Genomic DNA, 13,601 nt, shown 5'->3' with positions numbered 1-13,601 from the left:
TGTCTTTTTTTGTATACACTTGTGTAAATTTAATGATACAAATTTCAGCGTGTGCTGCATTTCCAAAAGAGCCATGATCATTACCTTTTATGTAACTTTGTCATAACATCTAGAACATCTGAATCCGGCAGTTAATGACATAATTAATCGTTTGGATGTTGTGCTTAAGCAAGCGACTTGCTTGCTGTTAAAGAGTAAAATTTATGGGCAAAAGTAGTAATTATATTTCTAAGCAGCCAGATGATAATGGGTTTATCAATTGGACTGATGAAGAAAATCAAATTTGGTCAGAGCTGATCGCACGTCAGTTAGAATGTATAAAAAATAAAGCGTGTGATGAGTATATGCACGGCTTAGATAAGCTAAACCTGCCGATAGACCGTATTCCTCAGCTAGAAGAGGTAAGTAAAGTACTTCGAGAAACAACGGGTTGGGAATGTGCACCTGTACCTGCACTTATCGACTTTGATGAGTTTTTCCGTTTACTTGCAAACAAACAGTTTCCGGTGGCGACCTTTATTCGCTCACGTGAAGAGTTTGATTACTTACAAGAACCAGATATTTTCCACGAGATTTTTGGCCACTGCGCGATGTTAACGCACCCTGCGTTTGCAGAGTTTACGCATAAATATGGCCAACTTGGCTTAGCTGCTGAGAAAAAAGATCGTGTGTATTTAGCGCGTTTATACTGGTTTACTGTAGAGTTTGGTTTAATGCAAACCAAAGATGGTTTACGTATTTATGGTGGCGGTATTTTATCCAGCCCAGGTGAGACACAATATGTGTACTCAGATGAGCCTCAAATCAAACCGCTTGAGCCGCTAGATGTGCTGCGAACGCCATACCGTATTGATATTATGCAACCGCTCTATTACACCATTAATGCGATTGAAGATTTATTTGATATTTCTCAGCTCGATATTATGTCGCTTGTAGAAAAAGCAAAAGCGCTAGGGCTCCATGAGCCACTATTTCCACCTAAACAAAAGAAAGCAAGTTAGAAAAGGGTTTATTATGTCTGAATTAAGTGCTCAAAAATGTGAAGCGTGTCGTGCTGACGCACCAAAAGTTTCAGATGAAGAGTTAGCTGTATTAGTTAAGCAAATTCCTGATTGGACACCAATTGTGGTTGACGGCATTATGCAATTAGAGCGTGTTTTTAAGTTCAAGAACTTTAAACTAGCATTAGAGTTTACTAACAAGTTAGGTGCAATGGCAGAAGACGAAGGTCATCACCCTGGTATCTTAACTGAGTGGGGCAAGGTAACGGTTACTTGGTGGAGCCACTCAATTAAAGGTCTTCATAAAAATGACTTTATTTGTGCAGCTAAAACAGATGCACTGCTAGAAGACTAATCACTTCTAAATCATAAAAAAGAGCGCTAATTAGCGCTCTTTTTTGGTATTGGGATTTGAGACTCATAAATGGATTCTGCCAAAATCGCCGCTTCAGAGTTATCTCGATACTTGTTTTTAAATGTAATATCACATACGTTTTGAAAACAATTGATCGATGTTTCAAGCGTTTCCGGACGTTTAAATTTTGCCATGGTTTTTTCAAGAGTTGAAAATGCATATTTCATTTCGACTCGAACGGTTTTTGTTTGGAAAACTTGGTTTGAAAATGAATTACTGTTAGTGGTTGATAGAATTAAATGCTGATTTAACAACCAATACCCAATACATAATAACAAAGAGAATAGGTAAAACGTCAGTGTTGGTTTAGATAACTCTTGAAAAGAAAATGTTCTGAATGAAGCAATCATTGACTTAATATTTTAGTAGTTTTTTTATACTAAAGCATATAGTTGTAAATTTAACAATAAGTTAAATGAGAAGAAAATAAAAAAGCGCCATTAGGCGCTTTTAAATTAAATTTTAAAACTATTACTCGCTAACAGAGCGAAGTAGGGCATTGATACCCACTTTTTCACGGGTTTGCTGGTCAACTTTTTTCACGATAATTGCTGCGTATAGGCTGTGTGAGCCGTCTTTTGATGGCAGTGAGCCTGGTACAACAACTGCGCCAGCTGGTACGCGGCCGTAATGAGTTTCACCCGTTTCACGGTCATAAATTCGCGTGCTTTGACTAATATAAACACCCATTGAAATTACTGCGCCTTCTTCTACCACTACGCCTTCAACAATTTCAGAACGAGCGCCAATAAAGCAATTATCTTCGATAATGGTTGGGTTAGCTTGTAATGGCTCTAAAACACCACCAATGCCTACACCACCTGAAAGGTGAACGTTTTTACCAATCTGTGCGCATGAACCAACAGTTGCCCATGTATCAACCATTGTGCCTTCATCAACGTAAGCGCCAATGTTCACATAAGAAGGCATTAACACCACATTTTTGCCAACAAAGCTGCCCTGACGAGCTACCGCGTTTGGTACTACGCGCATGCCTTCTTGCTTAAATTGCTCTGGTGTGTAGTCAGTAAATTTAAGTGGTACCTTGTCGTAAAATTGGTTAACACCATCACTCATTGGCGCGTTGTCACGAATTCTAAATGATAATAAAACAGCTTTTTTAAGCCACTGGTGTACAACCCATTCACCTGAGATTTTTTCAGCCACACGTGCTTTACCTGAATCTAATAGAGCGAGGGATTCGTTAATTGCGTTGAAAACATCATCTGTAACAGATGATGGTGAAATATTGTCGCGATTTTCCCATGCTTGTTCGATGGTTAATTTTAAATGTTCCATGGTGTGCCTTTAATCGTTTTCGGAATTGAATTTTTCAAGTAAGCGGTTTTTCAACACGCCACTTTCTTGTTCATTTAATGCGTCATAGTCTGCGTTTGATACCACAAAGAAGTCTTCTGCACGTTCACCTATGGTTGTGATCCGCGCAGCGTGGATATGTAACGCTAAACTTGAAAATACATCGGTTATTTTGGTTAATAAGCCAGGAATGTCAACCACTTGAATTTCGACAAGGGTTCTGTCCTTACGGCCATGCTGCGAGACAATAACGCGCGGTTTGATATTAAAATCTTTAAAGCGCTTTTTACGATCTTTCTTTAAACGCAGCTTTTTATTTGGTTCATCAATGACTTGCTGAATTGACTTCTTGATAGAGCTAGCGCGACTTTGACTTGTTACAGGTTCGCCGTTTTGCTCCAAAATAACAAAATTATCAACCGCATAGCCATCTTTGGTATTCATAATCTGTGCGTGCAAAATATTAGCTTTTTTGGCACCTAAAACCGCTACCAAGCGTGCAACTAAATTGGCTTGATCTGGGCAATATACAAATACTTGGCTGCCGCCATTTATTGGTTTTCCTGAGAGTAAAACAATGCCTTTGCTAGGATCTTTGGCTGCTAAAATATGTTCGCATTGCCACGCAATCATTTGTGCTGTAAAGCGGGTAAAGTAGTCTGGTTTAAAACGCAGCCATAGCGCATCAATTTGTTCTTCAGCAAAGCCTAAATTAAGTAAACGTTGTTTTGCTTGATCTTTTTTGTCGCGAATTTGGTCACGTAAGTCCATTGGATTTTCAAGTCCGCGTCGCAGCGCGCGCTGTGTATGAACATACAAATCACGAAGTAGCGTGCTTTTCCAATCATTCCAAAGGTTATCATTGGTCGCGCGAATATCGGCTAGGGTTAAGCAATAGAGATAATCGAGCTGTTTTTCATTTTTAACTCTTGCTGCAAATTCCGCAATTACATCTGGGTCGTTGATGTCTTTACGCTGGGCTGTGACTGACATAAGTAAATGGTTTTCAACAAGCCACGCAATAAACTTGCCTTCAAAAGAGGATAAGCCATGCAGTTTCGCAAACTCTCTGGCATCCACTGCACCAAGCTCTGAGTGATCGCCACCACGACCTTTGGCTATATCGTGGAAAATACCGGCTAAATAGAGCAGCTCTGGTTTTTCCATACGTACCACAATTTCACGGCAAAGTGGGAACGTATTGGCACACTCTGGCTGGAAATAATGATATAGGTTTTGGATTAAACGGTGAGTATGTTCATCTACCGTGTAGGCATGAAATAAATCAAATTGCATTTGCCCGACAATATTACGCCAGTTCGGTAAATAGGCCGATAAAATGCCGTGTTTGTGCATTAACGTAAATGCGCGCCCCATGCCATTTGGGTGCGAAATTAGTTTAAGCAGCATCGCGCGACAAAGGGAATAATCCTGTAAATCGCCAAGCAAACGGCGCCTTACTTGGCGTAAAAGGCGAATGGTGCTTGGGTAAATATGGGTAATTTGTGGGTTATCTGCAATATGCCAAAACAGCGCAATAATCTTTTCGCGATGGAAAAATACTTGCGGATCTTTAACGCGAATTTGATGACCAATTTGCTCAAAATCGTTGTTAATATCACTGACCTTGTAATTTACATGGCCACTTAAAATGCTTTGCTCAAAATAAGAGAGCAGCATTTGGTTAAGTTCACGTACCCGTCCCATAATGCGAAATAAACGCTTCATCATACGCTCAACAGCGGCACGTCCATCATCACCAAACCCTAGTAAATTTGCTGCAATTGGCTGATAGTCAAACAGTAAACGGTTTTCCATGCGCCCTGCAGCAAGGTGCAGCGCAAAACGAATATTCCATAAATTAACAATGCATTCGAGCAGCTCTTGATGTTCTTCAAAGGTTAAATACCCGTGCTCTACCAACTCTTCAAGAGTTTGCGAACGAAAGTGCTTTTTTGCTACCCAAATAATGGTTTGTACATCGCGCAAACCACCGGGGTTTTCTTTTAGATTAGGCTCAAGGTTATACGCGGTGCCATGACATTTGGCATGCCTTACAGCCTGTTCATCACGCTTGGCAATAAAAAAAGCGTCTGACTTCCAAGTAGATGATTCAATTAATTTTTTTTGTAAAGTTTGGTAGTTTTCTGGAACGCCACAAACAAGGCGAGATTCGAGTAAACTGGTGGCAAAATTGACGTCACTCTTCTTTTGTTCAATGGTTTGTTTTAGGGTGCGTACACTGTGACCAATATCAAGGCGTAAATCCCACAAAAAGGTCACAAATTGAGAAATAATTTCTTGCGTTTCTTTATTTGGCTCTTTATTGACTAGCAGTAAAAAATCGATATCGGAAAACGGATGTAACTCACCGCGTCCATAACCACCAATGGCAATAATATCGCCATGCGTTTGCAATTGATACTGATAATAGAGACGACTTAAAATAGCGTCGATTAACTCTGCTCGTGCCTTAACTAAACGCTCAACAGGTTGATGTGAAAATTGCTCTTCGAGCCACAGGTAAAATTGTTCTAGAAGGTTTTTGTAATCATCGAGTTGCTCGCATTTAGCGAGCAACTGTGTAAATTTTTTTGTTATTGCCATTGATGGCCTTCTTATGCGCTATGTTCGATCACTCTCGGAAGCTCATCATCTGATCGTAGCGTAAGAATTTCAACTCCGTTTTTAGTCACAAGTAGGGTGTGTTCCCATTGTGCTGACAATGAACGGTCTTTTGTTACTACTGTCCATTCGTCTTTTAGCAGCTTACATTGACGTTTGCCAACGTTCACCATTGGTTCGATTGTAAAGCACATACCTTCTTGCAGTACCTCACCAGTACCAGGCTTACCATAGTGCATTACTTGTGGCTCTTCGTGGAACTCAGCGCCAATGCCGTGACCACAATATTCACGTACAATTGAATAGTTAAAACCTTCAGCGTATTTTTGAATTGCTGCGCCAATGTCACCAAGGCGAACACCCGGTTTAACCATTTCGATAGCAAGGTATAAGCTTTTTTGTGTAATTTCACATAAGCGTTTTGCTTGAATCGATGGCTGGCCTACGTAAAACATTTTAGATGTATCACCGTGATAACCATCTTTGATTACCGTGATATCGATATTAATGATGTCGCCATCTTTTAATGGCTTGTCATTCGGAATACCGTGACAGATAACATGGTTTACTGAGGTACAAATTGACTTTGGAAAACCGTGATAGTTTAGCGGTGCTGGAATAGCATCTTGCTCGTTTACGATATAATCGTGGCAAATTTGGTTTAGTTCATCAGTCGTTACGCCCACTTTCACGTGAGGTTCAATCATTTCTAATACTTCAGCTGCTAAGCGCCCAGCAACTCGCATTTTTTCAATTTCAGCTGGGGTTTTAATCACTGCACTCATTTAGGCTCCAAAATTCTTTAAATTATGGTCAAACACGACATCGATTTGCTTAGTTCGTTTGACTGAAAATTACTCATAAAATTTGAGTTCTGATTGTTAATATGGTATAAAGCGCGCCGTATTTTTACAATTAAAATTTAAATTTCCTCGGGATTTTTAAGTTGATTGTAGTGAATACACTTAAACTTTAATTTTTAACACACACACATATCGGCACATACACTTGGGTGCAAGGCGCTTAATTAAGCAAACTGTTGGTGCTATGGGATATGTGGAGGCCTAACCCAAAATTACAGAGGAATATTAAAATGGCAAACGTTTCTATGCGCGATATGCTACAAGCTGGCGTACACTTCGGTCACCAAGCTCGTTACTGGAACCCTAAGATGAAGCCGTTCATCTTCGGTGCACGTAACCGCGTACATATCATCAACCTAGAGAAAACTGTACCTTTATTTAACGAAGCAATGTCTTTCCTTAAAGGCGTAGCATCTAACAAAGGTAAAATCCTTTTTGTTGGTACTAAGCGCGCTGCAAGCGAAGCAGTTAAAGAAGCTGCACTACGTTCTGACCAGTACTATGTAAACCACCGTTGGTTAGGTGGTATGCTAACTAACTGGAAAACAGTTCGTCAGTCAATCAAGCGTCTTAAAGACCTTGAGACTCAAAGCCAAGACGGTACTTTCGAAAAATTAACTAAGAAAGAAGCGTTAATGCTTACTCGTGAAATGGAAAAGCTTGAAAAGAGCCTTGGCGGTATCAAGAACATGGGCGGTCTTCCAGACGCTATCTTCGTTATCGACGCTGATCACGAGCACATTGCTATTAAAGAAGCAAACAACCTAGGCATCCCAGTAGTATCTGTTGTTGATACTAACTCAAACCCAGATGGTGTTGATTTCATCATCCCAGGTAACGACGATGCTATCCGTGCTATCCAGCTTTACACTAACGCTGTAGCAGACGTGGCTGTTGAAGGCCGTGAAAGCAACATCGCTGTTCAAGCTGAAAAAGACGATTTCGTAGAAGCTGAGTAATAGCGCTTATCAAGCTTTCATGAAAGTATCATAGAAAGCTTGATATTCTGATGATTAGGGGGAGCTTGCTCCCGCTTATTTTAAATAGATTTTGGATTTGAGGACATACTAATGGCTGTAACTGCTGCCCTAGTTAAAGAATTACGCGAGCGCACAGGCGCTGGCATGATGGATTGTAAAAAAGCACTTACTGAAACTAACGGTGATATCGAGCTAGCGATCGAAAACATGCGTAAGAGCGGTGCTGCTAAAGCTGCTAAGAAAGCGGGTAACATCGCTGCAGAAGGTACAATCCTTATCAAGCAAGGTGAAGGTTTCACTGCACTTCTTGAAGTTAACTGTCAAACTGACTTCGTTGCTAAAGACGAAAACTTCCTAGGTTTTGCTAACACTGTTCTTGATGCAGCTGCTGCGTCAAAAGCTGATATCGATGCACTTAAAGAGCAATTCGAAGAAACACGTGTTGCACTAGTTGCTAAAATCGGTGAAAACATCAACGTTCGTCGCGTTGAGTACATCGATGGCGCTAGCGCTGCTGCATACCGTCACGGCGACCGTATCGGTGTTGTTGTAACTGGTGAAGCTGACGAAGAAACACTTAAGCACGTTGCAATGCACGTTGCTGCTTCTAAGCCTGAGTTCCTTAACCCAGAAGATGTTCCTGCTGAGGTTGTAGAGAAAGAAAAAGCGGTTCAAGTTGAAATCGCAATGAACGAAGGTAAGCCTGCAGAAATCGCTGAGAAGATGGTTGTTGGTCGTATGAAGAAGTTCACTGGTGAGATCTCTCTTACTGGTCAGCCTTTCATCATGGAACCTAAGAAATCAGTTGGTGAGTTCCTTAAAGAGAAGAACGCTACTATCTCTGGTTTCATTCGCCTAGAAGTAGGTGAAGGTATCGAGAAGAAAGAAGAAGACTTCGCTGCTGAAGTAGCTGCACAAATCGCAGCAGCTAAAGGCGAGTAATCGACTTTTTTCACTTAGCAAAATGGCTTTTGCTTTTGCGCTAAGAGATAAAATTCTTTAGAATAACCGCGCTATAATTAGCGCGGTTATTTTTTGCAACTTTTTCAGCCAGGACTACTATGAACACAAATCGTAAGCCAGTATTTAGACGAGTTTTATTGAAATTAAGCGGTGAAGCTCTAATGGGCCAAGAAGGCTTTGGTATCGACCCATCAATTCTTGACCGTATGGCACAAGAAATTAAAGAGCTTGTAGAGTTAGGCGTTGAAGTAGGTGTGGTAATCGGTGGTGGTAACTTCCTACGTGGTGGTACACTTGCTGAAAACGGCATGAATCGTGTTGTTGGCGACCATATGGGTATGCTTGCAACGGTAATGAACGGTTTGGCAATGCGCGACGCGCTACACCGTGCATATGTTAATGCACGTCTGATGTCAGCAATTCCACTGAACGGTGTATGTGATGCTTATAACTGGGCAGAAGCAATTAGCTTACTGAAAACTGGCCGTGTTGTTATTTTCTCAGCAGGTACAGGTAACCCATTCTTTACAACAGACTCAGCAGCCTGTTTACGTGGTATTGAAATTGAAGCTGACACAGTATTAAAAGCGACAAAAGTTGATGGTGTATACAGTGATGACCCGGTGAAAAACCCAGAGGCAACACTTTATCCAACTTTAACTTACAGCGAAGTAATCGAAAAAGAATTAAAGGTGATGGACCTAGCGGCATTTACCCTGGCTCGTGACCACAATATGCCAATCAGTGTATTTAATATGAATAAACCAGGCGCGTTAAAACGTGTTATCCTTGGTGAAGATGAAGGTACGCTGATTACACATAAATCAGCAGAATAAGCTATTAGTTAGGAAGATTAACGTGATTAAAGAAATCCAACAGCATGCTGCAGAACGTATGCAAAAGAGTGTTGACGCGCTAGGCTCTCAATTATCAAAAATTCGTACTGGCCGCGCGCACCCAAGCCTTTTAGACGGTATTCAAGTATCTTACTACGGTGCAGACACACCACTTAACCAAGTGGGTAACGTGACAATTGAAGACAACCGAACACTTGCTATCACTGTGTTTGACAAAACACTAACTCAAGCAGTTGAAAAAGCAATTATGGCGTCAGATTTAGGTTTAAACCCAATGTCAGCGGGTACCGTTATTCGTGTACCATTACCTCCGCTTACAGAAGAGCGTCGTAAAGATCTTATTAAAATCGTGCGAGGTGAAGTTGAAGGTGGCCGTGTTGCAATTCGTAACATCCGTCGTGATGCTAACTCAGACGTTAAAGCACTGCTTAAAGATAAAGAGATTTCAGAAGATGAAGCGCGTCAAAGTGACGACGAGGTTCAGAAGCTAACGGATAAATACATCAAAGAAATGGATGCTATTTTATCTGCTAAAGAAGCTGAATTAATGGAAATCTAAAGCAATTATTGAGCGCTTTTGCGTTCAATCATTGAACAACTAAATTATTAGTTTTAAAGCGCTGTCTAGGGTATACTAGACGGCGCTTTTTACTTTAGGAAATGAGACTAAATGACAATCACCAAGGATGCTATTACTCAACAAAGCTTACCGCGTCATATTGCCATAATTATGGATGGTAATGGACGTTGGGCGCAAGCAAAGGGTAAGCCTCGTGTGTTTGGTCATAAAAAGGGCGTTGAGTCAGTTAGAAATGCGGTGAAATTCTGTCGCCAACTGAACATAGAATCGTTAACGCTTTTTGCATTTAGCAGTGAAAACTGGCGCCGTCCTGAACAAGAAGTGACTACCTTAATGGAACTCTTCATGTTTGTATTGACCAACGAAGTAAAAAAACTCGATAAAAATAATGTTAAGTTGAAGGTGATAGGTGATATTAGCCGTTTCTCTGACAAGCTACAAAAAAGCGTAGTTAAAGCTGAACAGTTGACTGAGAAAAACACTGGTCTAACACTAAACGTTGCAGCTAATTATGGTGGCCAATGGGATATCGCTCAAGCTGCAAAACAACTGGCTAAACAAGTTGAATCAGGTGTTTTATCTGCTGATGATATTGATGAAAATAAACTATCGCAGTACATTAGCATGCATGAACAAGCGCCACTTGACCTGTTAATTCGCACTGGTGGCGATTTACGCATAAGCAATTTTTTATTATGGCAAGCTGCTTATGCTGAACTTTATTTTACTGATACACTTTGGCCAGATTTTAATGAACAAGCGTTTGCAGATGCAATCGCATGTTATGTTTCACGAGAGCGTCGCTTTGGTTGTACTGGCGAACAAATAAAAGAACTACTTGCTCAATCGTGATTTTAAAAGGGTAATTTGATTTGTTAATAAAACGTATTTTAACTTCGTTGGTGTTAGCGCCAGCAGCGCTTGCGCTTGTATTTTTCACTCCACTTGAGCTTTTCAGTCTAATTGCGGGTTTAATTGTGCTGCTCTCTGCCTGGGAGTGGTCCGCGTTTATGGGGCTTAAGAAATTCCCAGCGCGCATTAGCTATGTTGCGGGTACGGCAGTTATTTTATTTATCGCGAATATGTTCTGGCCAATTGAAAGTTTATGGCAAAATGGCAAGTTAATTGGTTCTGCAAATTATGTCTTTACGTTAGCCGTCGCATGGTGGCTAGTCGCGTGCGCACTGGTGTGGACCTACCCAAGAACAGCAAAAGCGTGGCACAGCGGATTGATGATGCGTGCTATTGCCGGTTTATTAACGCTTCTTCCTATGTGGTTAGCGCTCAATGTGCTGCGCAGCAGCGAATACGCTACAAATGCAACACAGGGCTCGGTGCTTATCATGGTGGTGTTGGGTATTGTTTGGAGTGCTGATATCGGCGCTTATTTCTCAGGTAAAAATTTAGGTAAACACAAATTAATGCCGTTAGTAAGCCCTAACAAAACCATTGAAGGGCTAGTGGGTGGTTTAATTTGCTCGGGTATTTTTGTGCTTGCTTTTTGTTTTTTTACAAAAGTACCAACAAATAAATGGTTTATTTACGCGGCAATGGCTGCGGTAGTCGCACTTTTCTCGGCAGTTGGTGACTTATTAGAGAGTATGTTTAAGCGTGAAGTCGGCTTAAAGGACAGTGGCTCATGTTTACCAGGTCACGGCGGTATTCTCGATAGAATTGATAGTTTAACCGCCGCTGCACCTCTTTTTGCCGCATTTTATGCTTGGACCTTGGTGGCATAATGCAACGTGTAACAATACTTGGTTCAACGGGATCTATCGGTACAAGTACACTTGATGTCATTGCACGAAACCCAGAGTTGTATCAAGTTTTCGCGCTTGTGGCGGGTAAGAACTGGCAGTTAATGGCCGAGCAATGCAAACAATTTTTACCACAATATGCTGTAATGCAAGATGCTGAAGCAGCGCAGCAATTATCACAATTTGTAGCTCAACAGGGTTTATTTGTTACTGTGCTTAGTGGTGAGCAAAGTGCCTGTGATGTTGCTAGTGACGAGTCGGTAGGCTCTGTTATGGCAGCTATTGTTGGGGCTGCAGGCTTGATGCCGACTCTTGCAGCGATTAAAGCAGGTAAACGCGTGTTACTCGCCAATAAAGAGTCGCTTGTGATGTCGGGCGAACTGTTTATTAATGAAGTAAAACGCTCTGGAGCAACGTTATTACCTATTGATAGCGAACATAATGCAATATTCCAGGCGATGCCATCGAGTGTGCAAGAAAACTGTTTCAGCGCAAATTTAGCTCAGCATGGCGTAAGCAAGATACTCTTAACGGGTTCGGGCGGTCCTTTCAGAACACGCGATTTAAATAGCTTTGCCAATATTTCAGTAGATGAAGCAGTAGCCCATCCTAATTGGGATATGGGTAAAAAGATATCAGTAGATTCAGCCACTATGATGAATAAAGGCTTAGAATTTATTGAAGCAAAATGGTTATTCAATGCAGAGCCTGATGATATTCAGGTAGTAATCCACCCACAGAGTATTATTCACTCAATGGTGCAATACTCTGATGGCTCAGTATTGGCGCAGATGGGGAATCCTGATATGCGTACGCCAATTGCCCACGCTTTAGCTTATCCAAAACGAATTGACGCAGGTGTTGCGCCACTCGATTTTACGCAAATGGTCGATTTTAGTTTTATTGCACCTGATTTTGAACGTTATCCAAATTTAAAGTTAGCTATTGATGCATGTAGTGAAGGTCAATATGCGACTACTGCGATTAATGCAGCTAACGAACAGTCGGTAGCTGCATTTCTTGAAAATAAGATTGGCTTTTTAGATATTTACCGCATTAACTCCCAGGTGCTTAATGAGATTGCTAAGCAACACAAACATATGGCAATAAATAATCTAGACGAGATTTTACAACTGGATAGTGAAGCTCGTGCGCTGGCAAATAACATGATTACAGGGAGTTGTTAGTGGAATTTTTGTGGAACTTACTGTCTTTCGTATTAGTGATTGGCATTATTGTTGTGGTGCACGAATATGGGCACTTTTGGGTCGCGAGACGCTGTGGCGTTAAAGTTATTCGTTTTTCTATCGGCTTTGGTAAACCGCTGTTTAAATGGTATGACAAACTCGGTACTGAGTATGTTGTTGCTGCTATTCCGCTAGGTGGTTACGTAAAAATGCTCGATGAGCGAGTAGAAGATGTTGCGCCTTCTATGCGTGCTGCTGCTTTCAATAATAAATCTGTTTACCAACGCATCGGAGTTGTAGCAGCAGGTCCAATGGCAAATTTTGTATTTGCCATTGTTGTATCTGCCATTATGTATATGGTGGGTGTGCGCTCATTATTACCTGTGATAGGTGAAGTGGTACCTGGCAGTTTAGCTGAGCAAGCACGGCTGCAAGCAGGGCAACAAATTACAGCTGTAAACGATAAAGAAGTTTACGGTTGGCGTGAAACCTTGTTAATACTAATGGAAAACATTGGCGAGCAACAAGTACTCATTAGCGTTAAAGACGATGATTTAGGCTATCAACACACCTACCTCAACTTATCAGATTGGCAATTAAAAGATGATGGTAATCCAATTGTTGATATAGGTATCAAACCATTTAGACCGTTAGAGACTATGCGCCTTGGTCATGTGCAAAAGGGCAGTCCTGCTGCGTTTGCTGGACTTCAAGTCGAAGACACAATTCACCTTGTAGATGGTGAACAAGTAAGCTCTTGGCAAGTGTTTGTAAGCCGCATCCAACGCTCGCCAAATACGCCATTATTACTTACTATTAGCCGCGGTGATGAGAAGCTTAACATTGAAGTGACGCCGGGCAGCAAAAAAAATGATCAAGGGCTTAATCAAGGCTACTTAGGTGTGATACCCTTTGTTGAAAATTGGCCATCGTGGATGATTTCGACACAACAATATGGTGTCTTTGATGCCATTGTTTTAGGTGTTGATAAAACAATTCAATTAATAAAAGTAAGTTTTGCAACAGTGGTAAATTTGATAACAGGACAAGTTTCTG

The 13,601-nt window shown here is 41.1% G+C and carries 14 protein-coding genes; 10 read left to right on the top strand and 4 right to left on the bottom strand.

The genetic code is table 11. From position 1 onward, the window contains the following. Positions 1 to 203: 203 nt before the first annotated feature. Both phhA and ABYD77_RS13815 read left to right on the top strand, forming a co-directional pair. Complete coding sequence (gene phhA / locus ABYD77_RS13820) at positions 204 to 1,001, top strand: phenylalanine 4-monooxygenase (protein WP_372770711.1); 798 nt, start codon at positions 204 to 206, stop codon at positions 999 to 1,001. 13 nt (positions 1,002 to 1,014) lie between these two features. Then, positions 1,015 to 1,356 carry a 4a-hydroxytetrahydrobiopterin dehydratase gene (locus ABYD77_RS13815; RefSeq protein WP_010559688.1) on the top strand — a complete coding sequence of 114 codons (342 nt, stop codon included), beginning with the start codon at positions 1,015 to 1,017 and terminating at the stop codon, positions 1,354 to 1,356. Positions 1,357 to 1,382: 26 nt separating this feature from the next. Here the strand turns inward: ABYD77_RS13815 and ABYD77_RS13810 are convergent, their stop codons facing one another. The 4 genes from ABYD77_RS13810 to map form a co-directional block, all read right to left on the bottom strand. After that, complete coding sequence (locus ABYD77_RS13810) at positions 1,383 to 1,766, bottom strand: hypothetical protein (protein ID WP_372770710.1); 384 nt, start codon at positions 1,764 to 1,766, stop codon at positions 1,383 to 1,385. A 121-nt stretch (positions 1,767 to 1,887) separates the two neighbouring features. Further along, entirely contained in the window at positions 1,888 to 2,715 is an 828-nt protein-coding gene (gene dapD / locus ABYD77_RS13805; RefSeq protein WP_372770709.1) for a 2,3,4,5-tetrahydropyridine-2,6-dicarboxylate N-succinyltransferase, read from the bottom strand. Between the two features lie 9 nt (positions 2,716 to 2,724). Continuing rightward, complete coding sequence (gene glnD, locus ABYD77_RS13800) at positions 2,725 to 5,340, bottom strand: [protein-PII] uridylyltransferase (protein ID WP_372770708.1); 2,616 nt, start codon at positions 5,338 to 5,340, stop codon at positions 2,725 to 2,727. A gap of 11 nt (positions 5,341 to 5,351) precedes the next feature. Continuing rightward, complete coding sequence (gene map, locus ABYD77_RS13795; RefSeq protein WP_372770707.1) at positions 5,352 to 6,143, bottom strand: type I methionyl aminopeptidase; 792 nt, start codon at positions 6,141 to 6,143, stop codon at positions 5,352 to 5,354. Between the two features lie 308 nt (positions 6,144 to 6,451). Here map and rpsB point away from each other — a divergent pair, with 308 nt between their 5' ends. From rpsB to rseP, 8 genes are all read left to right on the top strand, one after another. Then, the gene (gene rpsB, locus ABYD77_RS13790; RefSeq protein WP_372770706.1) at positions 6,452 to 7,180 is read left to right on the top strand and encodes a 30S ribosomal protein S2; all 729 of its coding nucleotides are present in this window, start codon (positions 6,452 to 6,454) and stop codon (positions 7,178 to 7,180) included. 111 nt (positions 7,181 to 7,291) lie between these two features. Then, positions 7,292 to 8,143 (top strand): translation elongation factor Ts, encoded by an 852-nt coding sequence (tsf, locus tag ABYD77_RS13785; protein WP_372770705.1) that lies wholly within the window; start codon positions 7,292 to 7,294, stop codon positions 8,141 to 8,143. Between the two features lie 119 nt (positions 8,144 to 8,262). Next, positions 8,263 to 9,000 carry a UMP kinase gene (gene pyrH, locus ABYD77_RS13780; protein ID WP_372770704.1) on the top strand — a complete coding sequence of 246 codons (738 nt, stop codon included), beginning with the start codon at positions 8,263 to 8,265 and terminating at the stop codon, positions 8,998 to 9,000. A 22-nt stretch (positions 9,001 to 9,022) separates the two neighbouring features. Beyond that, positions 9,023 to 9,580 (top strand): ribosome recycling factor, encoded by a 558-nt coding sequence (gene frr / locus ABYD77_RS13775; RefSeq protein ID WP_372770703.1) that lies wholly within the window; start codon positions 9,023 to 9,025, stop codon positions 9,578 to 9,580. Positions 9,581 to 9,691: 111 nt separating this feature from the next. Further along, the gene (gene uppS, locus ABYD77_RS13770; RefSeq protein ID WP_372770702.1) at positions 9,692 to 10,453 is read left to right on the top strand and encodes a polyprenyl diphosphate synthase; all 762 of its coding nucleotides are present in this window, start codon (positions 9,692 to 9,694) and stop codon (positions 10,451 to 10,453) included. 20 nt (positions 10,454 to 10,473) lie between these two features. Continuing rightward, complete coding sequence (locus tag ABYD77_RS13765; protein ID WP_372770701.1) at positions 10,474 to 11,340, top strand: phosphatidate cytidylyltransferase; 867 nt, start codon at positions 10,474 to 10,476, stop codon at positions 11,338 to 11,340. After that, entirely contained in the window at positions 11,340 to 12,545 is a 1,206-nt protein-coding gene (ispC, locus tag ABYD77_RS13760) for a 1-deoxy-D-xylulose-5-phosphate reductoisomerase (protein ID WP_372770700.1), read from the top strand. Before ABYD77_RS13765 ends, ispC begins: the two co-directional genes overlap by 1 nt. Continuing rightward, positions 12,545 to 13,601: RIP metalloprotease RseP (rseP, locus tag ABYD77_RS13755; protein WP_372770699.1), on the top strand; the 1,057-nt coding region annotated here is incomplete at its 3' end. The genes ispC and rseP, both read left to right, overlap by 1 nt.

The organism is Pseudoalteromonas sp. (genome assembly GCF_041629635.1).
Taxonomy (GTDB): Bacteria; Pseudomonadota; Gammaproteobacteria; order Enterobacterales; family Alteromonadaceae; genus Pseudoalteromonas.
Note: the sequence above shows the minus strand (reverse complement) of the source record. Positions and strands in the feature narration are given on the sequence as shown.

Excerpts from the sequence above, each read along its gene's own strand:
- phhA (WP_372770711.1), top strand. The coding sequence starts at position 204 with ATGGGCAAAAGTAGTAATTATATTTCTAAGCAGCCAGATGATAATGGG.
- ABYD77_RS13815 (WP_010559688.1), top strand. The coding sequence starts at position 1,015 with ATGTCTGAATTAAGTGCTCAAAAATGTGAAGCGTGTCGTGCTGACGCA.
- ABYD77_RS13810 (WP_372770710.1), bottom strand. The coding sequence starts at position 1,766 with ATGATTGCTTCATTCAGAACATTTTCTTTTCAAGAGTTATCTAAACCA.
- dapD (WP_372770709.1), bottom strand. The coding sequence starts at position 2,715 with ATGGAACATTTAAAATTAACCATCGAACAAGCATGGGAAAATCGCGAC.
- glnD (WP_372770708.1), bottom strand. The coding sequence starts at position 5,340 with ATGGCAATAACAAAAAAATTTACACAGTTGCTCGCTAAATGCGAGCAA.
- map (WP_372770707.1), bottom strand. The coding sequence starts at position 6,143 with ATGAGTGCAGTGATTAAAACCCCAGCTGAAATTGAAAAAATGCGAGTT.
- rpsB (WP_372770706.1), top strand. The coding sequence starts at position 6,452 with ATGGCAAACGTTTCTATGCGCGATATGCTACAAGCTGGCGTACACTTC.
- tsf (WP_372770705.1), top strand. The coding sequence starts at position 7,292 with ATGGCTGTAACTGCTGCCCTAGTTAAAGAATTACGCGAGCGCACAGGC.
- pyrH (WP_372770704.1), top strand. The coding sequence starts at position 8,263 with ATGAACACAAATCGTAAGCCAGTATTTAGACGAGTTTTATTGAAATTA.
- uppS (WP_372770702.1), top strand. The coding sequence starts at position 9,692 with ATGACAATCACCAAGGATGCTATTACTCAACAAAGCTTACCGCGTCAT.
- ispC (WP_372770700.1), top strand. The coding sequence starts at position 11,340 with ATGCAACGTGTAACAATACTTGGTTCAACGGGATCTATCGGTACAAGT.